This window comes from Pseudomonas sp. Ost2 (assembly GCF_018326065.1).
Taxonomy (GTDB): Bacteria; Pseudomonadota; Gammaproteobacteria; order Pseudomonadales; family Pseudomonadaceae; genus Aquipseudomonas; species Aquipseudomonas gingeri.
The window spans coordinates 5,399,241-5,422,201 of record NZ_AP021904.1; the positions used below are offsets into that span (position 1 = coordinate 5,399,241).

The window sequence follows — 22,961 nt, forward strand, 5'->3', positions numbered from 1 at the left end:
AGGTTGCTTGAGGGCTTTTTTCAAAAAATTTGCCATCAACCTGCCACCTCTCGAAAAACAAGGGCTTAGCGCACACCCACGAGGGAAAAATGGCGCCAGAGAACTGCCCGGAAACGAGAATTTGCCAACAATGCCTCAACGATCTGCCTGAACCGCCTCCAGCAGCTCAATCATTTCGTACTGCAGGGTATCCGCCAACCCCAACCAGTCCTGACGCTCCTGACAACCGAGCATCAACAGCAACAGCCGTGTCCATGCCTGCTGGTGCACGGACGATGCCTCGGACAACAGTACCTGGACACCATCGAACAACTCGACCATCACCAGCGCCGCCTCGACATCGCGCCCGAAGCGGAACAGCGCCGAACAGCGCCAGGCCTCCTTGAGGCTGTATTCGAAGGACTTCATTGGACGAACTCCTGGTCGAAAGCGGTACCAATGATCCGCGCGCCCGCACGACTGCTGTTGAGGAAACGCACCTGCGGATGCCTGGCGATATAACGTTCCAGCTCGCAAAGGTAACGGCGGAAATTCAACTGCGTCCTGACCCGCTGGCCATTGCCGTCCTTTACCCAGTAACGGGCTTCCTTGACGAGAGAGCCAAGCTCGCCATCATTCCAGCCGGCGTGAGTCTTGTTCATAGGAAAGGCAAAATCGGCACCAAACAACGTAATAGTCCCGGCCCCCATCTGCACCGCCAGGTCTACGGCCGGATGCAAAACACTGCCACCGACATATAGCACACCTCGTCCAATCTGCTGGCGAACCGTCTCATAGATAGGACTGAGGGAGTAACCGCCGTAACGTGGCCCCTTCCAGGCTTCCAGCACCTGGGGATCACTCATCGGCATGTAGACCAGAGGGATACCCACGGATGCCTCCGACGGCAGGTGCCGGAAGCTGATGCGCTTATCTACGCTCACCACCAGGTCCGGCCGGATACCTTGCTCGCACAAGGGGCGGTAGGCGGTATCGACGCTGATGAACAGCGGTCGCCGCGCCTGCCCACGGATGGCCCGCAACTTGTCGAACTGCTGCTCCAGGCTCGGCCCCGTACCGATCACGTAGATGTGCTGCCCCGGCCGTGTCGCAAACAACTGCGCGACATCGCGATCAGCGGCAAAGATCTCGCGACTGTCGCGCAGACGCTGGAGGATCTCCGGCGATTGCGGGTCGAACTCCCGATTGTTGAAGCTCAGATGCACCTCGCCGACCAGCCGATCGCGCATCCGGGCGTTGAAATCGTCGGCCAGGACCAGCTCGGCCGGCAGCGCAAAGAACGGAAAGAGGATTTCCGGGTGATCGGCGGCGTAACTCAACTCGACCCGCGGATCGGCAAGCCATTGGTCCTGCTCCAGCAAACCGAGCACCTGCTTGAACAGCGCGCCATTGAGAATATGCACAGCGAGGCGCTGCAAGCCCGGTGCCTCCAGCAGCACCTGCTGCAAATCTCCGAGCCCGGTGCCATAGACATGCACTTGCGCGCTGCCGGGCGGCAGGCTGGAAGCCTGCAGGCGCGCTTCGGCCACCCGGTCGTGACGGCTGGTCAGTTGCACGCCGCCGACACTCAGGGTCGAGCCCTGCCCTTCGACCAGCTCCAGTGCCAGGCTATCGCCATCTTCGGCCAGCAGCCGGGGCAGCAACCCCGGCCAGCGCGCCTCGATGATCCGTGCATTCAGCTCAAAGCTCTCGCTCATGTCGCCTCGCTCAATATCCACGCAAAAAAATAGCGCTCAAGGTTAACCTACCCGGAGCGCTACTTTGCGACCTTGTCGGATCAAGGTCGATGAATAATCGCCGAGCCCCACGACAGGCCGACGCCGAAACCACTGAGGGCGACGCGCTTCCAGGTGGAATCGAGGACATGCTTCTCCAGCAGCAGCGGAATGCTCGAAGACACGGTATTGCCGGTCTCGACCATGTCCTTGATGAACTTCTCCGGCTCGCCCTCGAAACGACGCGCCACGGCATCGACAATCGCCGCACTGCCCTGGTGGATGCAGAACGCATCGATATCGGCCGGCTGCAGGCCGGAATCATCAAGCAGCTCGTGCAAATGCGCCGGGACCTTCAGCAGGGCGAAGTTGAACACCTGGCGCCCGTTCATGAAGAACACGCCGTCGCTGACCTTCAGGTGCGGCGCACCGGCACCGTCGGTACCGAACTTGGCCTTGCCCAGCTGCCAGGGTGCGTCTTCGCCCATCCAGGTCGCGGTCGCGGCATCACCGAACAGCATGGTGGTGTTGCGATCTTCCGGATCGACGATCTTCGAATACGGGTCGGCGGTCACCAGCAGGCCGTTCTTCAGGCCAGCGGCTTCCATGAAACCTTTCATGGCATAGATGCCATAGACATAACCGGAACAGCCCAGGGAAATATCGAACGCCGCCACGGTGGTCGGCAGGCCGAGCTTGTCCTGGACAATGGCCGCGGTGTGCGGCAGGCCTTCCTCGTCACCGTTCTGGGTGACGACGATCAGCGCATCGATGCTCTCGCGCTTGAGTTCGGGGTTGTTGGCGAACAAGGCGTTCACGGCTTCGACACACAGGTCCGAGGTTTCCTGCCCGGCGTCTTTGCGCGGCAGGAAGGCTGAACCGATCTTGCCCAGGATGAACTCCTCATCCTTGGCGAATTTGGCACCCTGAGCGTAGTTATCCACGCCGGCTGTCGGCACGTAACTGGCAATGCTTTTTATGCCAATCATTATGGCTTCCCAATAATAAACAGCTGAATATCACCGCTCGCAGGAATCGAGGGGCGCCGATCAACAGGGATTTGCCGTCACTCCAAAATGGAGCAGAAACGGCGCAATCGAGGGGCAATCACCGACCAAAAAGGCTCAGGCGCCCGCATCCCCGGCAAATACAATACAGTGAAGATGCGCGTTATGACTCACAGGTCACGCTTATTTTGCCCGAATGCGTGCGCGAGGGGTTATTCGATCAGCGACCAATCCAGCGGTGTGCCGCGTTTCAGGGACATGCGGGCCTTGCGCCCGAGCACGCCATCGACATGTTTCGGTGCCAGCCCCAGCCCCGGGCGGATGGCCCGCACGTTTTGCGCGGTGAAACATTCACCCTCGAGCAGGTCCTGCACGACATAGAGCGAGCGGCGGTAGACCAGGGATTTCTGCTCCGCCTCGGTGGCGCCGTAGCGCACCTGTCCAAGCGCCTGCCAGGCCCGCGCGGCCGTCAAGCAGGTACAGCGAGACCTCGGCGCGGTTGACCGCGAGGTCGTAGCGCAGCACGCCCACCGGCCCCTCTTGCGCTTCGGCGACCAGCAGCAGGCATCCGGGGTCGCGTAGCTTCGCCGCCAGCCAGACCCGGTGCGCATCCCAGTCGATCGGCGCGGAGTTCAAGGAAGCGCTGCGCACCGACGGCTGGTTGCGACCCTCAAACAACAGGCGCGCATCCTCCAGCGTCACTTGCCGCAGCTTCAGGGCTGAACTGGCCAGCGCCACGGCGAATCGCCGCGAGCGTTCGGCCAGGCTCTGCCGCAGGCCGATATTGCCCAGCACAAAACCCACCGCCTGTTTCAGACCGTCGACACTTACCGTCCGGCTGGTGCCGAGATAGATATGCATGCCAGCCGCGGCCAGGCGCTCGGCGTTGGCCTGCTGGTTTTGCGCAACGGCGATGCACAGGGTCGGCAATCCCAGGGCAACAGCGCCTCGATACCCAGGGCCGGATTCTCCCCGCAATACAGGGGCGGCAGCACCAGCGCGGCAAACCCCTCCTGCGCCAGGCGGGCAAAGGCATTGCCGGGCAACTCCCGACAGGCGAACAGCACTTCGGCGCCCATGTCGCGCAGCACCTGGGCCAGGGTCAGACAACGCGCGACATGTCCGCTGCCGATGGCCGCCGAGGCGTCGGCACGCACCAGCACTCTCACGATTCCAGCTCTCCGGCCGCCTTCAGGGCCGCATACAGGTATTCCGCCCGACGCCAGTCCTCGGGGGTATCGATATCCTGGACCAGATGGCGCGGCAAACGCACCGGCAGGCTCTTCTCGGAAAACAGCACATCGCCGCGCAACCAGGCAGCACTGCGCCCCCAGTAGAATTGCCCGGCATCCTGAAAGGCCGGCGGCAGATCCTGGGAGCGGGTCTGCCGATGCTCGGGGTAAAGCGCGGTCAGCGCTCCTTCGTCGGTCAGGGTCAGGGCCCGCTGGATCGGAAAGCCGAACTCACAGACCGAAAACGCAAAGGATTTTTCCCCATGCTGCTCCAGTAGCGCCAGGCCCTGGCGCAGGAAACGGGTTTGCAGGAGCGGTGCAGTGGCATAGAGGCAACAGGCGTAGTCGAAGGTCTCGCCCTGTTGCTCCAGCGTCTCGATGGCATGCACGATCACCGCCGCCGTACCAGTGAAATCGTCGGCCAGGGCCGCCGGCCGCACGAAAGGCACCAAGGCCCCGTGCTCACGGGCCACGGCGGCGATTTCCGGATCGTCGGTACTGACCATGACCCGATCGAACAGGCCGCACGCCAAGGCGAGCCGAATCGAACGCGCGATCATCGGCTCGCCATGGAACAGCTTGAGATTCTTGCGCGGGATGCGTTTGCTGCCACCCCGCGCCGGAATGATCGCAATCGCACTCAAGGGCGTTTTTCCAGGAAGAACCAGTTCACATCGTCAATCGGGAACTACGGATCGAGGGAGCCCGGTGGTTCGCGCCAGGTTGGCGGTGATCAGCGCCGGCCCCTGGTTGCGGCCCACGTATTCATCGCCGAACTCGCCACGCCAGAAGACTTCCTGTTCGCTGAACTCACGCATATCTGACTCTTATCCTCGGAGCATTGATCGTGTTTAACCGACAAGCTTGCGTAACTGTTCGACCACATAGTCTTGCTGTTCTTCAGTGAGCAGCGGGAACAACGGCAAACTGATCGCTTCGCTGAAATAACGCTCGGCTTCGGGAAAGTCGCCGTCCTTGAATCCCTGCTCACGGTAATACGGCTGCAGGTGCACAGGAATGTAATGCAGGTTCACACCGATCCCCGCCGGCCGCAGTGTCTCGAAGACATCGCGCTGGGTGACCTTGACCCGATCCAGTTGCAAACGCACCACGTACAGGTGCCAGGCAGACTCGGCACCCGCCTGCGCGGCTGGCAGGGTCAAGGGCAGATCGGCCAGCAAGCGGTTGTAACGGGCCGCCAGCTCCCGCCGTCGGGCGACAAAGCTGTCGAGCCGCGCCGTTTGCGAAAGGCCCAATGCCGCGTGCAGGTCGGTCATCCGGTAATTGAAACCCAGCTCCAGTTGCTGGTAGTACCAGAGACCGTGCTCGGGCACCTTCATCTGCGCCGGATCGCCGGTAATACCATGACTGCGCAGGCGACGCAGGCGTTCGGCCAGTTCGGCGCTGTTGGTCAGGACCATGCCGCCTTCGGCCGAGGTGATGATCTTCACCGGATGAAAACTGAAGATGGTCATCGCCGCATAGGCGCCGCAGCCCACCGGCCGACCGAGGTAGGAGGCGCCCACCGCATGGGAGGCGTCCTCGATCAGGATGAAGCCATATTGCTCGGCCAACCCGGCGATGGCGCGCATATCGCAGCTCTGGCCGGCAAAGGCCACGGCCACCACCACCTTGGGCAAGCGACCGGCCACTGCCGCGGCCTCCAGCTTGTGCGCCAACAAGCGGGCATCGAGGTTCAGGGTCAAAGGATCGATATCGACAAAGTCCACCTCGGCGCCACAGTAGCGACCGCAGTTGGCCGAGGCGACAAAGGTGTTCGGGCTGGTCCACAAGCGGTCACCTGGCCCCAGGCCCGCCGCCAGGCAGGCAATGTGCAGGGCCGCCGTGGCATTGCACACCGCCACCGCGAAGTCGGCCTGGCAATGTTCCGCCAGCGCCGCCTCGAACCGTGGGATGGTCGGCCCCTGGGTCAGCCAGGGCGACTTGAGCACCTCGACCACGGCATCGATATCTGCCTGTTCGATACTCTGGCAACCATAAGGAATCTGGTACGGCGTCATGGCAACAGCTCCAGCGGGGACCGATCCGGCGTCCAGTGAATGAAATTACGCCCGAACGAGCCGGTGTCACCGGAGACGAAAATCGATTTGCCGTTGAACATGCCGTAGGTCCTTTTTTAAACCAGCAACTGCGACCAATCCACACCCTTGGCCATGCCGAGGGTGAAGCCCTTGCCCGTCAAGGCCAGGTTGGCGTTGTAGGCAGGATCGGCCTGGAACGTCGCCGACCATTTCTCGCGCAAGGCCGCCAGGGCCGCCGGCGCCTCGGGCAGGAGACCGGGGTGCAGGACCTGTACCTGCGGCGTCCACGACACCAGGTGGCCGGACTGGCCGACCTTGAGGCACAGGTCGACATCGGCGAAGGCCTCGGCGAAATCACTCTCGTCCAGCCCCCCGACCGCTTCGAACAGCGCCTTGCGCACCATCAGGCATACCGCCGACACCGCCGAATAGTTCTGCTCCACCATCAGGCGCTGCATATAGCCCTTGGCGTCCTTCTTCTCGCCGATGAAAGGCGAACCGACACCGCCGTTCAGGCCGAGCACCAGACCGGCCTGGGACACCTTGGTATCGCGGCTGTAGAGCTTGGCCCCGACCACGCCGATTTCCGGTCGCAGCGCCTGGTTGAGCAGGGACTCGATCCAGTTGGGATTGACCACCTCGCTGTCCGCCGCAAGCAGCAACAGATACTCGCCGGTGGCCTGACGCGCTGCCGCGTTGCAAAACGCCGAACGGCTCGACCAGTCGGATTGCAACACGCTCACCTTGCCGGCCTGCGGCTGCTCGCGGAGCCAGTTGGCAAGTGCCTGGGAGTCGTTCGCCTGATCGGCCAGCAGTACTTCGAAGTTCAGGTAGCGGGTTCGTTGCAGAACGGCCTTGAGGCAGCGCTCCAGCTCGTTGAAGCTCGCCTGGCCATGAAGGATGATCGACACCCGCGGACGCTCGGTATGGCGATAATCGACAAAGTAGCTGCCCGGCTGCGGCGAACTGACCATTGCCTTGTAGCCCCGAGTCCCCAGATGACGCATCAGCGCCAGGCGTTCGTGGGCGTTCTCCTCGTGCGAAGGCACACTGGTGATCAGCAGGGGCTCGTCCAGGTGAGCCAGCCCGGCCATGCCCCCCTCCTCTATCAGGCGCAGCAGCAGATCGAACTCCAGTGCCTTGCTGAAGTCGGCCTTGTAGCCGCCGACGCCCAGCACGACCTCGCGCCGCACCAGCCAGTGCCGGGCCATCAGCGCCGGTACGCTCTGCAACAGATCGAGGTTGAAGTCAGGCCGGAACACCTCGATCAGCGCGCCGTTGGCATCGCGCTGGATTTCATCGGTCGCCACCGCGCGACACTCGCCGGCGTTGCGCAATTCCAGGCCGGCCCGCAACAGGCCCGCCGGCGTGAATTCGTCCCCGGCCTCGGCCAGCAACAACCAGTCGCAAGGCAGTTGGGCAATCGTCTGGTTCAGCTTGTCGACCAGATTGCCCGGCGTGACCCGGACAAAGTGCAGGGTATTCTGCAGCGTGGTCGCCGCCTGCGGTTCGCCCGTGGTGAAAACCACGATCCGGAAGGCCATGCCATGCCCTTCCAGCAGGCTGTCGAGCGTCACCTGCAACTGACCGACCTCATCCTCCAGATCCAGTACCAATAGACCGAAGACCGGGCCGCTGCCCTGCTCGCGCCGATACCCGGCGATCGCCTCCAGTTCGCCGGCAACCGGCTCGCGGGCTTGCAGCCAGTTCAGCAGGCGCCCCGACGGCATTGCCTCGAAGGTCGACACATTATCCTCGGTGCACAGCGCATCCAGCCGCTCGGCCCAGGCGGACATATCCCGCGCCTCGTCCTCCTCGCCCAGCAGTTGCAGTTGCGCGGCCAGGCGCTTGACCAGCGGACGGTTGAACAGGTTGATGTCCTGGGCCAGCCACAGGCGATCCACCACGCTTTCCGGGGTGTCGTTGTTGTGCGCACGCATCAGCGCCCGCTGACGGGTCCACACGCCTTCCAGCCCTTGCAACTGGACACGGCCGGCCGGCATCGCATGGATCAGGAATTCGAACCAGGTCAACTGATCGAAGAAGGCCTGGTTGTAGTAAGGCATCTCCATGTACTGCTTGGGTCCGAACCGGCGTTGCGGGCCTTCCTTGATGCTGTTCCACGTCGAATCGAAGAGCAGTTCCACGGTCAGTGCCCGCCCGCTGCGCAGGCTGTCGACCATTGCCTCGAAGCTTTCCAGGGCGAAGGCCTTGGTCTGTGCCGTATCGAGACCCTCGATGGCGGTGGGCAGCGTTGCCAGGAAATCGGCAAAGGCCTCGCGCTCGGCGACCGACTTGGCATCGGTGTAGCTCAAGGAGTGGTAGACCTCGGTGCTGTGCTCCGAATCGCCGTAGTTGACCTCGCGGACCACATAGGGGATCGGCAGGATCCGTGCCTTGGCCCGTGCCAGCATGTAGTACACGTGACCGATTTCCTGCCACTGGAAACTGGTGCCTTCCGGCAGCGCCGAGTGCCAGTCGCGCATCAGCGCGGTACGGTGCACGGCGTAGAATGGAGGCAGATACTGGCGCATGTACTCCACCACCCGATCCTGGGCCCGCTCGGAGGCGTAGTCCTCGCAGACCTTCTTGTCGCGACGGTAGTAGCCGACGCTGCCGGCCATGGCCAGGTACATCATGCAATAGCCATGGCACATGCCGTAGTCCGGGTTGGCCTCGAGAAAGGCCACCGATTCGGCCAGCGCGTCATGGACGATGAAGTCGTCGTCGGCGGCAAACACCATGTAGGGCGTCTGCACGCTCATCACGCCATGGGCGAACTTGTTCTGCAGCTTCCAGTAGTCGTACTGCGGTATATGCAGGTACTCGACCGAGTCGTAGCCGTGGGCAACCCCGGCATTGGCCACCGGGGACGAATCCAGCACCAGCAGTTTGCAAGGCAGCGCGCCGTAGAACTTCACCGCACGGCGCAGGAAGGCCGGCCGGTTATGGGTGACCAGCACGACCGTCAACAAATCGCCGAGGAACTGCAAGTCCCCCTGCTGCCGTGCCTGCTCAGATACGTACTTGCCTTGCATAAACTTTCCCCAAAACTGCCGAATCGACCCATGAACCCAGGATGATGTTGTTACTCAGCGAACCCGACGCAGGTAGCCGTCCGGTGCAACGGTGACCAGCAACTTGTTTTCCAGTTGCTTGTCGATCTCGAAATCACGGTTCTCTTCCAGGTAGGCCCAGACCGCGGTCTTCGGGTTGTCACCCGGCCCCCATGGACGATCCGGGAAAAACTCCGGCGGCATGTCCTCGACCACGGTGTCCATCACCACGCAGTAGCTGCCGACCGAGACCAGCGGCGCGTACAGGCGCAGCTCTTCCAGCACGTGATCGTGGGTATGGTTGGAGTCCAGGACCAGGATCACCTTCTTGCCCTCGGCGGCAGCGCGGACCTGCTCGACGGTCGACAGCTCGATGCTCGAGCCTTCGATCATGCTGATGCGCTTGCTCATCGGGTGGCTTTCGATGGCTTCGCGGTTGTGCGGGCGAATGTCACGGTCGATACCCAGCACCTCGCCATGGCCTTGCAGTTCCAGCAGCGAGGCGTAGTAGATGATCGAGCCGCCATGGGCAATACCGCACTCGATGACCAGGTCCGGCTTGACCTGCCAGATGATCTCCTGCATCGCCATCATGTCCTGGGGCAACTGGATGATCGGCCGGCCCATCCAGGAAAAGTGGTAGCTGTACTTGTGCTTGGCCGATTCATTGAAGAACTCGCGGGCCAGGCCCTGGAGTTTTTCGTCCTGGCCCTGGGCGGCGATTTCAGCCTGGCATTCGGCTTCGAAGGCTTGCATTACGGTCTTGGTCATTGTTCGGTCTCGGCAAAAGTTCATTGAAAGGAGGCGCTGTCGACGGCGTGGTAGACATAACGTCCACCGGTCATGCGCTTTATTTCTTCGAGGTAATTGGAATTCATCACAAACAGGTTGGCCCCGATGGGCAAGGTTTCCAGGGCTTCCTGCGGTGACGACACACGGACACCGCTGAGTGGCAGGTAACGCCCCTGCTTGGCCGGGTTGATATCCACCACCTGGTCGACAGCCACGCCCGCCCGTTGCAGGAACAACGAATAGATCACGCCCTTGGACGACGCCCCCCAGATGCAGGAGCCCTGCTCGGGTGCCTCGCGGATAATGCGGATGGCCTTGTCCAGGCTGGCGGTGAAGTGCTCCGGCAAGTGCTGGCGCACCACCGGTTCGCTCGGTGTCAGGCGCAGGCTGCCGAGGTCGGCGACGATATACAGGTACTGCCCGCCAAACAGATGACCGGCCTCGTGCACGGTGCCGAACAGGCGACGCAGGTCGTCGAGGCGGAAGTAATTGACATGCTCATAGAAGAGATCGAACCAGGCACTGTGCTCGACGATCCAGTCGAAGCATGGCACCTCGATATAGATCTGCCCGCCCTGGTTGGCCTCGGCCATGGCGGCCAGGAAGGCCACCGGGTCGGCGATATGTTCCAGCACATGGCGCAGCACCAGGGCATCGGCCGCCAGCCCCAGGCCACGGGTGAACGGTGCCTTGATCACCTCGGGGTTACTGCCTTCGTACGCCGGGTCGATACCCGTGATTGCATAGCCCAGGCCGCGCAACAGTTCGAGGAAATAGCCCTTGCCACAACCCACCTCGATCAGGCTCTGCCCCTTGAAATGGCGGGCAATGATGCCCTCCACATCGTTCAGGTGCTGCTGGAACTGGCCGGAATGTGCCTGTTCGTTCTGGTAATCGCTGTCGTAGCTCAGTTTGTCGGCATCGAAGGCCTGGTTGAAGATCAACCCGCTGACCTCGTCCTGCACCAGCACGATATCGGCGCTGGCCGAGGCCCTGGCCGAAGCCGCATCGGCAAAGGTACGGTTCTGCAGGACCGGCAGATCGCTCGCCCGGTACAACTCATGCGCCATGTTCGCCTCCCAGTAACTGTTGCAACCGCTCGGCCACGCCCCAGAACGCCATCGGTTCGTGGCTGGCGTAACCGTAGTGACCCAGGTTCAGCGTGATCGATGCCCCGCGCTCGCGCAGACGCTGCTCAACCAGGGTCCTGACCGCTATCGGCCGGCCGCTGGCGCAGTTGACCACACCGGAAAAGTCCCGTTGTTCCAGAAGCCGCGCGAGATGACCGGCAGCCACTTCGATCGGCAGGTAATCGCGTAGCTGCTCGCCCGCCGACATGTTGAAGTGGCTGTCGCCGGCCTCGATGGCACGGTCCAGGCTGGCCAGCAAGCTGTTGGGGTTCTGCCCCTCGCCGTACAGGTAGAACAACCGCGCCCATTGCAGGTTGAACGGCACCTGCTGGCGCAGCGCCTCCAGAAACAGGCGCAGGCTGTTCTTGGCCAGACCATAGGGATTGCTCGGCTGTGCCGCCACCGCCTCACTCAGCGGCCCGCTCTGCAGGCCATACTCGAAACAGGTGCCAGTCACCAGCACCTGGGGGATACCGGCCTCGACCGCCTGCTTGATAAAGCGGTAATCGGCGAACAGGTTGTGTTCGAAGTGAAACAGCGCCTGGTAGTTCGGCAGCCCGGGCCAGGCCAGATGAGCCAGGACATCGATGCCGTCGGTCAGCGCAGCCACGTCCAGGTCCTCGGCGTGCACGTCGGCGGCAACCAGTTCCACCGCATCGGCCCATGGCAGGCTCCGGGCGGCTTCGGGATGACGGGCCACGGCGCGAACGGAATGGCCACGCGCCAGCAAGGCCGTGACCAGATGCTGACCGACAAAACCGGTCGCTCCCGTCACCAGCACCCTGAGGCCGCTCACAGGACCGTCAACTCGGGCACGGCAACCACGAAACGCCCGCCCCATTCACGTACGACCGCCTGTTGCTGGCTGACTTCCTGCAGCAGGTTCCACGGCAACACCAGCACGTAGTCCGGCTTCTCGGCCTCGATGCGCTCGGGCGAGACCACCGGAATGCGGCTGCCCGGGAGGAATTTACCCTGCTTGTGCGGGTTGGCATCGGCCACCCAGGCCAGCAGGTCAGCCCTGACCCCGGCGTAGTTGAGCAGGGTATTGCCCTTGGCCGCCGCGCCATAACCCACCACGCGCTTGCCTTCGGCCTTGGCCTGCAGGAGAAACCGCAGCAGGCCATGCTTGATGTGTTCGGCGGCCGGTGCCAGGGTGGCGTAGAACGCCGCGGTCTTCACGCCGGTGGCCAGTTCGGCCGCCAGAACCTGCCCGACCACCGGCTGCACCGCACGCTGCGAACCATCGGCGCGCTGCACGAAGACCCGCAGCGAACCGCCATGGGTCGGCAGGCCGCTGACGTCGAAGACTTCCAGGCCGTTGCGTGCGCACAGGGCCTGCACCGCGGTCAGTGACAGATAGGAGTAGTGCTCGTGATACAGGGTATCGAACTGATGCCCGGCCATCAGGGCGAGCAGGTGCGGAAACTCGAAGGTCGCCACGCCCGCAGGCTTGAGCAGGGTGGCGAAACCCTGGAGGAAATCGTTGATGTCCGGCACATGGGCCAGCACATTGTTGGCCGTCATCAGGTCGGCCGACCAACCCTCTTCGCACAACTGCAACGCGGTGTCGCGGCCGAAGAACAGTTCACGGATCTCCAGGCCCTTGTCCCGCGCCGCCTGGGCGGTGCTGCGGGTCGGCTCGACACCCAGACAGGGGATGCCGCGCCCGGCCACATATTGCAGCAGGTAGCCATCGTTGGCGGCCACCTCCACCACGCGGCTGTCGGCGCTCAACCCGAAGCGCTCGACCATCTCGGCCACATAACGCTCGGCGTGGGCCAGCCAGGTGCTGGAAAACGAACTGAAGTAGGCGTACTCGGCATCGAACAGCGTATCGGCGCGGGTGTAGTCCTCGGTCTGCACCAGCCAGCAGCTCTGGCACACCGCGACTTTCAACGGGACCCAGGGCTCCGCCTGCTCCAACTGGTCAGCCCGCAGGTAAGCATTGGACGGCGGCGAAGTGCCGAGATCGATCAACGGCAAGACCAACGGGGTGCCGCAACCTCGGCAGTTCATAGACGTACTCCAGGGAAAGACGTGTCGAGCAGCGGATGACCCGCATCCCTGGCCGACAGATTTTTGACAGCCTCGGGCCAGGCAATCGCCAGGCGCGGGTCGAGCACCGACAGGCCACCCTCGGCGTCCGGCGCATAGTCGGCGCTGTGCAGATACAGCAGCTCGGCGTCGTCGCTCAGGGTCTGGAAACCGTGGGCGAAACCGGCGGGCAACAGCAGGCTGCGACCGTCGCCGGCGCGCAGGTGCTCGGCGTGCCACTGCAGGAAGGTCGGCGAATCCGGACGCAGGTCCACCGCGACATCCCAGACCTCGCCCCGCAGGCAGGTGATCAGCTTGGCTTCCGGAGCCTGGGCATTCTGATAATGCAGGCCGCGCACGCTACCGCGCTCACGGGTGCAGGAATGGTTGATCTGGCGGACATGAAAAACCTGGCCAAAGGCACTCAGGCTGCCTTCGCAAAACAACCGGGAAAACTGCCCGCGCTGATCGGCGTGCCGTTTGTGCTGCACACTGAACAGACCCTCGAGGGGCAAGGGGTGAATCAGCAATTCGCTCACAACGCCCCCCGATAGAGATCCAACTGCGCCAGGGTGAAGGCCCGCATGTCCGCGCCGTTCTTCCACGCCAGGTGCCAGTCCAGGGTATGTTCCAGGCATTGCTGCAACGACCAGCGCGGTTGCCAGCCAAGCAGTTGCCGCGCGCGGCTGCTGTCCAGGCGCAACAGCCCTGCTTCGTGCAGCTCGCTCGGCTCGACCAGCAGGCCCGGGGCCTGCGGCCAGCGCCCGGCAAGCCGCCCGACCACGTCGCCGACACTGCACATATCGTCTTCACCTGGCCCGAAGTTCCAGGCCCCGGCCGATTCCGGCCCGCGCTCATAAAGCGCGGCCGCCAGTAACAGGTAGCCGGCCAGCGGCTCCAGCGCATGCTGCCAGGGGCGCACGGCCTGTGGATAACGCAAGGTCACCGGCTCATCCGCCGACCAGGCGCGGAGCACATCCGGAATCAATCGCTCCGGTGAAAAATCGCCGCCGCCCAGGACATTGCCCGCCCGCGCTGTCGCCAGCGCCAGGCCATGCACGTCGTAGCGCCCGGCGGGAAAGAAGGAAGCCACGTAGGACTGTGCCAGCAACTCGCAACAGGCTTTGCTGCTGCTATAGGGATCGTGGCCACCAAGGGCTTCGTTTTCCCGATAGGGCCATGCCCATTCCTGATTGGCGTAGACCTTGTCGGTGGTCACCAGCACGCAGGCACGCACGCCACCCACCTGGCGGATCGCCTCGAGCAGGTTGAGGGTGCCCATGACGTTGCTCGAATAGGTACCGAGGGGATCGCGATACGCCTCACGCACCAGTGGCTGCGCGGCCAGGTGCAGGACGATTTCCGGCTCGGTCTCGGCGATCAGTTCCAGCAACTCACCGAGGTCACGCAGGTCGCCGCGCCGGTCCTTGATGCCTTCGCCGACCCGCGCCAGTTCGAACAGGTTCGGCTCGGTGGCCGGGGCCAGGGCAAAGCCACTGACCTCGGCGCCCAGGCTTTGTAGCCAGAGCGCCAGCCAACTGCCCTTGAAGCCGGTATGGCCGGTCAGCAGGACCCGCTTGCCACGCCAGAAAGCCGGGCTCAGTCCCACTGCTTCCATGGGGCCTCCCCGCTCTGCCACAACTGCTCCAGGTGATTCTTGTCGCGCAGGGTGTCCATCGGATGCCAGAAGCCATCATGCTGGAAGGCATTCAACTGCCCCTGGGCAGCCAGCCCCATCAGCGGCTCGGCTTCCCAGACCGTGGTATCGTCGCTGATCAATGACAAGACCTTGGGCGACAGGACAAAAAACCCGCCGTTGATCCAGCCACCGTCGCCACGAGGTTTTTCGATGAAGCCGCGGACCATGTCGCCATCGCGCTCCAGCGCGCCGTAACGCCCCGGCGGTTGCACGGCGGTGACCGTGGCCAGCTTGCCGCTGCCACGGTGGAAGTCCACCAACGCACCGATATTCAGGTCCGAAACGCCGTCGCCGTAGGTGAAGCAGAAGGCCTCTTCGTTTTCCAAGTAACGGCCGGCGCGACGCAGGCGGCCACCGGTCATGGTTTCCTCACCCGTGTCGATCAGGGTGACGCGCCACGGTTCGCTGTAATTCTGGTGAACGTCCATGCGGTTGTTGGACATGTCGAAGGTGACGTCGGAGGTGTGCAGGAAGTAGTTGGCGAAGAAGTCCTTGATGGCGTAGCCCTTGTAGCCCAGGCAGATCACGAAGTCGTGGATACCGTGGGCCGAGTACTGCTTCATGATGTGCCAGAGAATTGGCTTGCCGCCGATCTCGATCATCGGCTTGGGCTTGAGGTGCGATTCCTCGCTGATCCGCGTGCCCAGGCCACCCGCCAGAATTACTGCCTTCATCAACGTCCCCTTCTTCTTCATCACAGGAGCTGCTCGGGCCCTGTGGGACTTCCCAGACTGCCGGGTCAAATCATTCGCAATGGCTCAGGGCCGATTGGCCGCGCCGCCAAATGCACGATTTATGGCGATATGAAGGGGGACTTGCAGGAAACGCGCCAGCTCCGCGGACGGAGCCGGCGCAATACATCGGGGACGCGAATCAGTCGGCCAGCCAGCCGTTTTCCCAGTAACGCAGGTTGTCGCCACGCAGCATGTAGTCCCGCAGCACGATCTCACGCAACTCATCGCCCATACGGTAGCTGGCATCGGGATCGGCCAGGTGCATGCGAATCGCCTGCAGCCACTCATCCGTGGTGTTGGTCTTGATCTTCGTGCACGGCAGATACCCGGTATAGGCCTTGGTATCGGTGCAGATCACCGGATAACCACAGGCGCCATACTCCAGCAGACGCAGGTTGCTCTTGCAGTCGTTGAAGATGTGGAACTCGAGGGGTGCCAGCGCCAGGTCGAGGTTCAGGCTGGCCAGCTTCGCCGGGTAGATCGCCAGGTCGATCACCCCGTGGAACTCATGCATATAGGGGCGCAGATCATCGGGGCACATGCCGAAGAAGACCCAATCCACCTCATTGGCCAGTTCCTTCACGACGTCGGCGATGATCGCCAGGTCGCCGGCGTGACTGGTCCCTCCGCCCCAACCCACCCGCGGTTTTTTTGAGGTCCGGCGCTGGCTGCGCAAGCCGTTCCACAGGTGCGTGGCCAGCATGTTCGGCACCACCCGGATATCGCTGTGCATGGAAGACAAGGCGTCCGCCAGGGGTGCGGTGGAGACCACCACCCGATCGCACATGCCGATGCCGCGACGCACCAGGCGCTCCATTTCGTCCTGGTCGGGCAGGTTGCGAATATGTCCGTTCTTGCGCGGCACGCTGATGACATAGTCATCCAGCTCATAGATACGGCGGGCCTGGCTGTAGGTCTTCAGACCGGTGATTTCATCAATCGGTTGCGCGGCGTAGCGACCCTGCAGAACGATAACGTCAGGAGACTGACGCTCGACCTCGATAATCGAAGGCAAGTTGTAATACGTCTTCCCCACTGCCCGCCCCGCCGCTTCCAGCTCGATCAGCGGCTGGGTGACGCGGTAATGGCCGATGGCCGAGGCATTCACCGGCAATGCCATGATCCGTGGCAGATAACGCCCGGAGAAGGCACTCCAGCCCGTGCGCAGGCCCGGCTCCAGGCTGAAGCTGGAGCCGCCCAGGCTGTCCAGCGTCAGGCTGGGATTGTAGGCCGGATCGCGGGCGACAACGGGCAGCCAGCGCTTGTAGAACGTCTCTTCTTCCAGGGCGCGCTGTTGCTGCTGCTCGGCCTCCAGCTGTACCGCCGGTTGCGCGCCCAGGGCCAACTGCGCATGGGGCGTCCAGACCACCAGGTGACCGCTCTGGCCGACCCGCAGACACAGGTCGACTTCGTTGAGGGACTGGCCGAACTGCTGTTCATTCAATCCGCCCAGCTCATCGAACAGCGACTTGCGGACCATCAGGCAATCGGCGCCCACCGCACTCAGGTCATGCACGACTTGCAGCCGGTACATGTAACCAGCCGCATGCATCGCCTCGCCGTAGAACGGTATGCCTGCCGGGCCACGCAGCCCGAGGATCAAGCCCGCGTGCAGCACGCGTCCGTCGGGACTGAACAGCTTGGCCCCGACCACGCCGACTTCCGGGCGCTGGCCGTGGTTGAGCAACTCGTCCAGCCACTCACCCTGGGTGATCACGGTGTAGGGATTGAGCGTCACCAGGTATTCGCCACGCGCCTGACTGGCAGCGAAGTTGCGCACCGCCGCCGCATTGCCCTGTGGCAGGTACTCCAGTACGCGCAGACGGTCACTGCCCAATTGCGCCATGCCGGCCAACCAGGCCTGCGCTTCGGCACCTTCGCTGCCATTGTCCACCAGCAACAGTTCGTATTCGGTGTAGAGAGTCTTTTCCAGCAGGCTTTCGACACAGCGCTGCAAGGCTGCGCACTGGTCCTTGCTGACAATGATGATCGACACCAGCGGCCGCGACGGGTAGTGGTAGTCGATACGATTGAGCAGTCGCCCCTCACCGGGGCGGACCTCATGCTCGACCCCCAGTCGCTCCAGGTGCGCCTGCACGACATACGGGTTGAGCTCGACCAGTTCGGGCAAGGACAACCATCGGGACAGGGAAAACGCCGACTCCAGCTGAATCTCGGCAATATGCTCCACCGCCCGCGTGCCGTCGCTTTCGACCATCCGCCACAGCACGTCGTGGGGAGCCAGCTCGGCGCAGCGCACGTCGAAACCGCCATGGGCCAGAAAAGCTTCGCGCTGGAACGCCAGGGCACGCCCGACATAGGGGTAGCTGCGCATGAGATCGAGGTTGAAATCCGGCTTGAACACCGGCTCCGTCGATTCACCGGCCAGCAAGCCGCCCTCGTCGCTGTAGATACAGCGGGCATTCGGCGAAATCACGATACGCTCGGCCAGCACCAGCAAGGCCGGCTCGGGCAGGCGGTCACCGGCACGCAACAGATAGAACCAGTGGGCTTCATCGAGCTGCGCCAACAACCCGTTCACCTGCTGGCGCCAGTCCTCCTCCAGAGGCAGGCGAAACACCCGACCGTCCAGCGTGGCCTCGGTACAGGCACTGGACAGGACCAACGTCAGCTGGGGTGCGTAGAGCTGCTGTGCGAGGCTGTGCAGGGTCATTTCCAGATCGGCGCTACCGCCCGGCTCGTCAATCACCACGGGCACGATCTTCGGCTGCCAGGGCCAGGTGCTCAGCGTATCCGGCAACAACTTGCGCTGAGGCTCGGTCAGGGTGCGGCACGCCAGCCATTCGGCGTAGAGCTGGGCGAAGCTTTCGCTGGCGATACCGACCCGCCAGTGCTGGGTGGTCTGCCGGGTGCCGAGGGTCCGGCTCAGGGGCAGCTCTTCCCAGACCCGCGGCAGGACCCCGGCCGTTGCCAGGGGCACGTAGCGTACCCAGCCCGGGGCCGGAGCCTTCTCGCCGCTACGGGCCTTGAGCATTTGCAGCAGCCACTGCATTTCCGTGGCGGCGGCATCCTTCATCGCCTGCTGGCGATTGATCCGCTCGGGGTACAGGCGCTCGATGCTCAGTACATTGTTCAATACAGCCAGGCTGCCGCGCCGGAACAGGCAGATATACAGCGCCAGGTCGAGGGACGCGACAAAACAATGCCCGGGCTGGGTCAGGGCCGGCAGCAACTCGAGCAGATCATCCCGACGAAACAGCGCGCAAGTCAGACCGCCGAAAAAGTTGACCGGGAAGTTCTCGCAGATGGCCAGCAGGTCTTCGGCCTTGAACAGCCCGGAAACCGGCGACAGGGTGCTGTTCTCCAGGCGCGAAGGCAATTGGAGATCGTCGGCATCCCAGTAGAAGCGCTGTGCCAATACCAGGTTGGCCTCTGCATGATCGATAAAGACCTGGGCCTGCTGCTCGATAATCCCGGGCAGCAGTTGATCGTCGTCCAGCAGGAACTTGATGTACTCACCCGTGGCCAGGTCCAGGCACGCCTGCAGATTGCCGATATAACCCAGCGGCTGCGGATTGCGCACATAACGCACGGCCTTGCCGGTCCGTTCGCTCAGCGCCTCTACCGCCTTCTCGATCTCATCGCCCGGACTGTCATCGCACACGATGATTTCCAGGTTGGCATAACTCTGCGTCAAGGCGCCGCCCAGGGCCCGGGGAAAGAACCGTGGGTTGGAAGCGGGGATGACGAGACTGACAAGGGGGGTGGTGTTCACGGCGGGACTCTCAAGCGACGGGAGCGCGCCTGCGACGGCAGCGTCCCTGGAGCCGCTGGCCACAGCGGCGGGTATTCGAGGGAGACAGCAATCGGGCGCTTGCGCGCCCGATTATGATTCCTAGATCTTGTTGAACAGGCCCAGCTGGCTGATTTTGCTGAAGGCCAGTTGAGCGGCCTGCAGCATGGTCTGCTGCAAGGTGAGGCGGGTCATCACCTCGGCCGGATCGGAGTCCCTGATCGCCTGCTGGCTGCTGGTGTTGGCCAGGGTGAGGCTTTCGTTGGTCGCTGCCTGTACATCCATCGCCGACCCACGCGTACCGACAGTGGTCGTCGCACTGCCCACCTGGTTCATTGCGCTGTCGATGTTACTGATCCCCGCATTCATCGTTGCCAACTGCTTCTGCTGGGCCGTCGGAATGCCATCGCTCGGGGTATTGAGGGCATTGATCATCGAGCCCAGGGTGTCGAGGATATTCTGGGTCTGGTGATCGTTGGGCTGGACGATGAACTGATCGCCCGTATTGGCCGCCCCACTGAAGGTGAAGGTGACACCGGCTGCCGTTATCGTCTGCGCGGCAGGCAGCGCGGGCATGGTGCCCGAGGAGACCGGTTTGCTGTCCGCCGAGATCGGCGCAGCATACAGGTCATAGGCCCCACCAGCACCAAACTTGATTATTGCCCCACCATTCGGGAAAGTACTGGCGTAGGCCGCCTGGTTGGTGGTGGTCGCACCGGTGATCACCGAAGTCGAGGTGTTGCCCGGGCTACGCGAGGTATTGAAGGTGTCCGGTTGTACCGACAACGTGAAGGTGTGGCCGGCAATCACGGTGTCCGGGACATCACCGGACTTCAGGTTGATGTTCAGGCCCAGGTCGATGCCACGGAAGTTCACCGACTGGTTGGCGCCGTTGCTGTTGCTGATGACGCCGTTCTGGCTGGCCTCCGAGGTCACGTCGTTGCCGCCGGCGTCGGTGATCTTCAACTGCGTGCTGCTGAGGAAAGTCACGGTGTAGGGCTGGCCCGCGGCGAACTTGGAATCATAGGTCGCACTGTTGCTGACCTGGCCGTTGGACAAGCTCACGCGGCCATCGTCCACCGCCGGGGCGGTCATGGTGACATTGGTTCGTGCGGTGTTGATGGACTGCTGGAAAGCCTCCCAACCGGTGATATTGCTGCCCAGCGACAAGTTGTCGCCGACCTGCAGGCTCAAGGTGGACTGGTCACCATTGTAGCTGTAGGTGCCGTCAGCGTTCGCGGTGTACGGCGGGGTGTTGGTCTTCGAACCGCCAAACAGGTAGTTGCCGTTGGAGTCCTGACTGTTCATCAGCCCGAGAATCGTCTGCTGCAACTGCCCCAGCTCCTGGGCCGCGGCCTTGCGGTCGGCATCGGTCTTGCTGCCGGTGTTGGCGGCCACCGCCAGCTCACGGGCGCGCTGCATCGCCGTCTGGATCGAATCCAGCGCCGTTTCGGTCTGACTGTATTGGGTCTTGAGTGCGGAAGCGTTGGTCCCGTACTGCGTCAGCGCCGCGCTTTGCTGGCCCAGTTGCAGCAGCCGTGCCGCGCCAACCGGATCATCGGCGGCGGTGTTGACCTTGGTCAGACTGCTGGCCTCGGCGGCGCTCTTGAGGGTGTCGTTGTAGCCACGCTGATAGTTGGCAGCGGTCGTTTCGTAATACTGGGCGGTGGAAATGCGCATGAATTACGACTCCTTAAAGACTGTTGATCAGCGTGCTGAAAGTTTCCTGCGCCGCCTTGATGATCTGCGACGAGGCGGTGTAGTACTGCTGGTACTTGACCAGGTTGCCGGTTTCTTCGTCGAGGTTGACCCCGGACAGGGAATCGCGCGCGCCCTTGGCGTTGGTCAGTACCGTGGTGGTCGCATCGCTGTCCGACTTGGCCGTGGCCGCCTTGGTGCCGACATTGGAAACCAGCTTGCCATAGGCGTCCGACAGGCTGATGCCGCCGCTCGCGGTGCTGGTGTCGACGGTTTTCTTGGTCTGCAGACCGACCAGGGCGGTGCTGTTGCGGTTGTCCGAGGAACCCGCGCCGGTCATGGACATGGTGAAGCTTTCGCCGGCTTTCGGATTGCCGCCCACCGTGGTCTGGACCGTGAAGGTCTTCTGCACGTTGGGCGTGACGGTGGTGTCCATCACCGGGTTGCCCGAGGCGTCCACCATGTTGACCTTCAGGTTCAGGGTGTTGTTCTGGCCCGGTACGATGGTACCGGTGCCCATGACATTGCCCTTGGCGTCGGTCAGCGTATAGCTCTGGGTGCCCGCAGCGGCCCCGGTACCCGGAGCACCGAAGACGATCTTGGCCGGCAGCCCGTATTTGATGGCGTCCTGCAACTGCGCGTTGTTGGTTGCATTGCTGGTGCCCAACTGGTCGACCAGGGTCGGCTGGGTATAAGTCCCGCCGTTGTTGGCACTGGTCACGCCGGTCAGGGGCGCGGCAGCGGCGATGGTCTTCGAATCGGTCATCACCGTCTGGATATCGCTGGCGCCGCTGCGGGTCGGGGTGATCTTGAAGCTGTCACCCGCGGTCATCGCCGTGGCGCTGTTGGGATTGAGGGTGAAGCCATCGATGACCGGCGGCGGCGTGGTCGCCGTGCTGAAACTGCCCATGTCGGTGCCGTCGGAACGCTTGACCGAGTAGTTCGTACCGCTGGTGAAGGTCACCTGGTAGTCGTAGGTGGTCAGCGCGCCAGTGTCGCTGATATTCACGTTCAGGTTGCCGGACGCCGGATTGTTGGTCGACTTGGCGATGCTGCGCTGGCTGACCAGGGCCGCACTGTTGATGTCGTTGAAGATCGCCGAACCGAAGTTGCCGTTCTTGTCGATACCCTGGGCGTTCTGCTTGTTCATCTGGTCGGCGACGACCAGCGCCACGCGCCCCAGTTCGTTCAGCGCCGGGTTCAGCACTTCGTTGCGATAACGGATCAGGCCGCCCATTTCGCCACCGGTCACCGAGTCGGTGATATCGATGGTGCTCGAGGCACGGTTCAGTTGCAGCGAGGAACGGCTCGGGTCGTCCTTGCTCGGCACGGCCGAAATGGTATTGGTGCTGTTGCCCATGACCAGCGGCTGGCCGTTGGCGAGGTAGACGTCGTAGTTGGAGCCACGCTCGGTCACCGAGGTGCCGACCAGCTCGGACAACTGGCGGACGGCCTCGTTGCGCTTGTCCATCAGGTCGTTGGGCGCGCCGGCGGACGGGGAAATCCTGGAAATCTGGTCGTTGTAGCTGGCGATGCTCGACGCCAGCTTGTTCACCTGGTCGGCCATGTCCGCCAGGTTGGTGTTGATCCCGGTGTTCTGGTCGTTGAGCTGCTTGGCGATGGTGTTGAACTTGTCACTCAGGGCCTTGGCACTGCTCAGCGCGGTCTGACGGGACGGATCGTCGGTCGGCGAAGCCGAGACCGCCTGCAGGGAAGTGAAGAACTTCTGCAGGGACGCGGTCATGCCGGTGTTGGTGTCGGACAGCATCGAGTCGGTCGGCGTGACCTGGGCCAGGTACGACGAGGTATCGCTGTTGAGCGAGGTCGCGGTATGCAGCTGCGATTCCAGGTACGAACTGTAGACCCGGCGCACATCAGCCAGGGTGGTCCCGGTGCCGATGAAGACGCTGCCGTACTTCTGCGAGGCCGCGGAGCTCTGCACGGTTTGCTGACGCGAATAACCGGCGGTATCAACGTTGGCAATGTTGTTGCCGGTGGTCGATAGAGCCGAGCTGGCCGCGTTCAACCCCGTCATCCCGATATTGAGCAGACTCATGATTCAGAC

19 protein-coding genes and 1 pseudogene are annotated in these 22,961 nt (G+C 63.0%); all 20 read right to left on the minus strand.

Features of this window, described 5'->3' with window-relative positions; all coding sequences use genetic code 11:
* Nucleotides 1–135 precede the first annotated feature (135 nt).
* Nucleotides 136–408, minus strand: a complete 273-nt coding sequence (locus tag KI243_RS23645; RefSeq protein WP_177088503.1) for a hypothetical protein — start codon at nt 406–408, stop codon at nt 136–138.
* Complete coding sequence (locus KI243_RS23650; protein WP_178991693.1) at nt 405–1,697, minus strand: 6-hydroxymethylpterin diphosphokinase MptE-like protein; 1,293 nt, start codon at nt 1,695–1,697, stop codon at nt 405–407. The genes KI243_RS23645 and KI243_RS23650 overlap by 4 nt, the downstream gene beginning before the upstream one ends.
* An 80-nt stretch (nt 1,698–1,777) precedes the next feature.
* Entirely contained in the window at nt 1,778–2,704 is a 927-nt protein-coding gene (locus tag KI243_RS23655) for a ketoacyl-ACP synthase III (RefSeq protein ID WP_017124438.1), read from the minus strand.
* 230 nt (nt 2,705–2,934) lie between these two features.
* Nucleotides 2,935–3,183 (minus strand): annotated as a pseudogene (locus tag KI243_RS23660) (SAF domain-containing protein); the annotation flags it as partial.
* Nucleotides 3,074–3,583, minus strand: coding sequence for a hypothetical protein (locus tag KI243_RS33170; protein WP_306173043.1), 510 nt, complete (start codon nt 3,581–3,583; stop codon nt 3,074–3,076). The gene KI243_RS33170 and the pseudogene KI243_RS23660, both read right to left, overlap by 110 nt.
* On the minus strand, nt 3,550–3,891 hold the full coding sequence (locus KI243_RS33175; protein ID WP_306173041.1) for a hypothetical protein: 342 nt from the start codon (nt 3,889–3,891) through the stop codon (nt 3,550–3,552). Before KI243_RS33175 ends, KI243_RS33170 begins: the two co-directional genes overlap by 34 nt.
* Entirely contained in the window at nt 3,888–4,598 is a 711-nt protein-coding gene (pseF, locus tag KI243_RS23670) for a pseudaminic acid cytidylyltransferase (RefSeq protein ID WP_178991697.1), read from the minus strand. The genes KI243_RS33175 and pseF overlap by 4 nt, the downstream gene beginning before the upstream one ends.
* 33 nt (nt 4,599–4,631) lie before the next feature.
* Entirely contained in the window at nt 4,632–4,772 is a 141-nt protein-coding gene (locus tag KI243_RS23675; RefSeq protein ID WP_178991699.1) for a hypothetical protein, read from the minus strand.
* A gap of 33 nt (nt 4,773–4,805) precedes the next feature.
* Nucleotides 4,806–5,975, minus strand: a complete 1,170-nt coding sequence (gene pseC, locus KI243_RS23680) for a UDP-4-amino-4,6-dideoxy-N-acetyl-beta-L-altrosamine transaminase (RefSeq protein ID WP_178991701.1) — start codon at nt 5,973–5,975, stop codon at nt 4,806–4,808.
* A gap of 116 nt (nt 5,976–6,091) precedes the next feature.
* Nucleotides 6,092–9,034 (minus strand): TIGR00180 family glycosyltransferase, encoded by a 2,943-nt coding sequence (locus KI243_RS23685; RefSeq protein WP_212809971.1) that lies wholly within the window; start codon nt 9,032–9,034, stop codon nt 6,092–6,094.
* 54 nt (nt 9,035–9,088) lie between these two features.
* A complete protein-coding gene (locus tag KI243_RS23690) occupies nt 9,089–9,823 on the minus strand; it encodes a cephalosporin hydroxylase family protein (protein ID WP_017124447.1) in 735 nt (244 codons plus the stop codon).
* Nucleotides 9,824–9,843: 20 nt separating this feature from the next.
* On the minus strand, nt 9,844–10,914 hold the full coding sequence (locus tag KI243_RS23695; RefSeq protein WP_177130343.1) for a class I SAM-dependent methyltransferase: 1,071 nt from the start codon (nt 10,912–10,914) through the stop codon (nt 9,844–9,846).
* On the minus strand, nt 10,904–11,770 hold the full coding sequence (locus KI243_RS23700) for an NAD(P)-dependent oxidoreductase (RefSeq protein ID WP_244861769.1): 867 nt from the start codon (nt 11,768–11,770) through the stop codon (nt 10,904–10,906). The genes KI243_RS23695 and KI243_RS23700 overlap by 11 nt, the downstream gene beginning before the upstream one ends.
* Nucleotides 11,767–12,993, minus strand: coding sequence for a methyltransferase domain-containing protein (locus KI243_RS23705; protein WP_017124450.1), 1,227 nt, complete (start codon nt 12,991–12,993; stop codon nt 11,767–11,769). Before KI243_RS23705 ends, KI243_RS23700 begins: the two co-directional genes overlap by 4 nt.
* Nucleotides 12,990–13,550 carry a dTDP-4-dehydrorhamnose 3,5-epimerase gene (gene rfbC / locus KI243_RS23710; RefSeq protein ID WP_017124451.1) on the minus strand — a complete coding sequence of 187 codons (561 nt, stop codon included), beginning with the start codon at nt 13,548–13,550 and terminating at the stop codon, nt 12,990–12,992. The genes KI243_RS23705 and rfbC overlap by 4 nt, the downstream gene beginning before the upstream one ends.
* Nucleotides 13,547–14,629, minus strand: coding sequence for a CDP-glucose 4,6-dehydratase (rfbG, locus tag KI243_RS23715; RefSeq protein WP_212809973.1), 1,083 nt, complete (start codon nt 14,627–14,629; stop codon nt 13,547–13,549). The genes rfbC and rfbG overlap by 4 nt, the downstream gene beginning before the upstream one ends.
* Entirely contained in the window at nt 14,611–15,384 is a 774-nt protein-coding gene (rfbF, locus tag KI243_RS23720; RefSeq protein ID WP_017124453.1) for a glucose-1-phosphate cytidylyltransferase, read from the minus strand. The genes rfbG and rfbF overlap by 19 nt, the downstream gene beginning before the upstream one ends.
* A 199-nt stretch (nt 15,385–15,583) precedes the next feature.
* Nucleotides 15,584–19,180, minus strand: a complete 3,597-nt coding sequence (locus tag KI243_RS23725) for a glycosyltransferase (RefSeq protein WP_017124454.1) — start codon at nt 19,178–19,180, stop codon at nt 15,584–15,586.
* A 120-nt stretch (nt 19,181–19,300) separates the two neighbouring features.
* Nucleotides 19,301–20,878, minus strand: a complete 1,578-nt coding sequence (locus KI243_RS23730; RefSeq protein ID WP_177130350.1) for a flagellar hook-associated protein 3 — start codon at nt 20,876–20,878, stop codon at nt 19,301–19,303.
* Between the two features lie 13 nt (nt 20,879–20,891).
* The gene (gene flgK / locus KI243_RS23735; protein WP_017124456.1) at nt 20,892–22,952 is read right to left on the minus strand and encodes a flagellar hook-associated protein FlgK; all 2,061 of its coding nucleotides are present in this window, start codon (nt 22,950–22,952) and stop codon (nt 20,892–20,894) included.
* Between the last annotated feature and the right edge of the window lie 9 nt (nt 22,953–22,961).

Coding starts and splice junctions, on each gene's coding strand:
- KI243_RS23705 (WP_017124450.1), bottom strand. CDS start 12,993: ATGAACTGCCGAGGTTGCGGCACCCCGTTGGTCTTGCCGTTGATCGAT.
- KI243_RS23685 (WP_212809971.1), bottom strand. CDS start 9,034: ATGCAAGGCAAGTACGTATCTGAGCAGGCACGGCAGCAGGGGGACTTG.
- KI243_RS23690 (WP_017124447.1), bottom strand. CDS start 9,823: ATGACCAAGACCGTAATGCAAGCCTTCGAAGCCGAATGCCAGGCTGAA.
- KI243_RS23655 (WP_017124438.1), bottom strand. CDS start 2,704: ATGATTGGCATAAAAAGCATTGCCAGTTACGTGCCGACAGCCGGCGTG.
- KI243_RS23645 (WP_177088503.1), bottom strand. CDS start 408: ATGAAGTCCTTCGAATACAGCCTCAAGGAGGCCTGGCGCTGTTCGGCG.
- pseC (WP_178991701.1), bottom strand. CDS start 5,975: ATGACGCCGTACCAGATTCCTTATGGTTGCCAGAGTATCGAACAGGCA.
- KI243_RS23650 (WP_178991693.1), bottom strand. CDS start 1,697: ATGAGCGAGAGCTTTGAGCTGAATGCACGGATCATCGAGGCGCGCTGG.
- KI243_RS23730 (WP_177130350.1), bottom strand. CDS start 20,878: ATGCGCATTTCCACCGCCCAGTATTACGAAACGACCGCTGCCAACTAT.
- KI243_RS33170 (WP_306173043.1), bottom strand. CDS start 3,583: ATGCATATCTATCTCGGCACCAGCCGGACGGTAAGTGTCGACGGTCTG.
- rfbF (WP_017124453.1), bottom strand. CDS start 15,384: ATGAAGGCAGTAATTCTGGCGGGTGGCCTGGGCACGCGGATCAGCGAG.
- rfbG (WP_212809973.1), bottom strand. CDS start 14,629: ATGGAAGCAGTGGGACTGAGCCCGGCTTTCTGGCGTGGCAAGCGGGTC.
- KI243_RS23695 (WP_177130343.1), bottom strand. CDS start 10,914: ATGGCGCATGAGTTGTACCGGGCGAGCGATCTGCCGGTCCTGCAGAAC.
- flgK (WP_017124456.1), bottom strand. CDS start 22,952: ATGAGTCTGCTCAATATCGGGATGACGGGGTTGAACGCGGCCAGCTCG.
- KI243_RS23675 (WP_178991699.1), bottom strand. CDS start 4,772: ATGCGTGAGTTCAGCGAACAGGAAGTCTTCTGGCGTGGCGAGTTCGGC.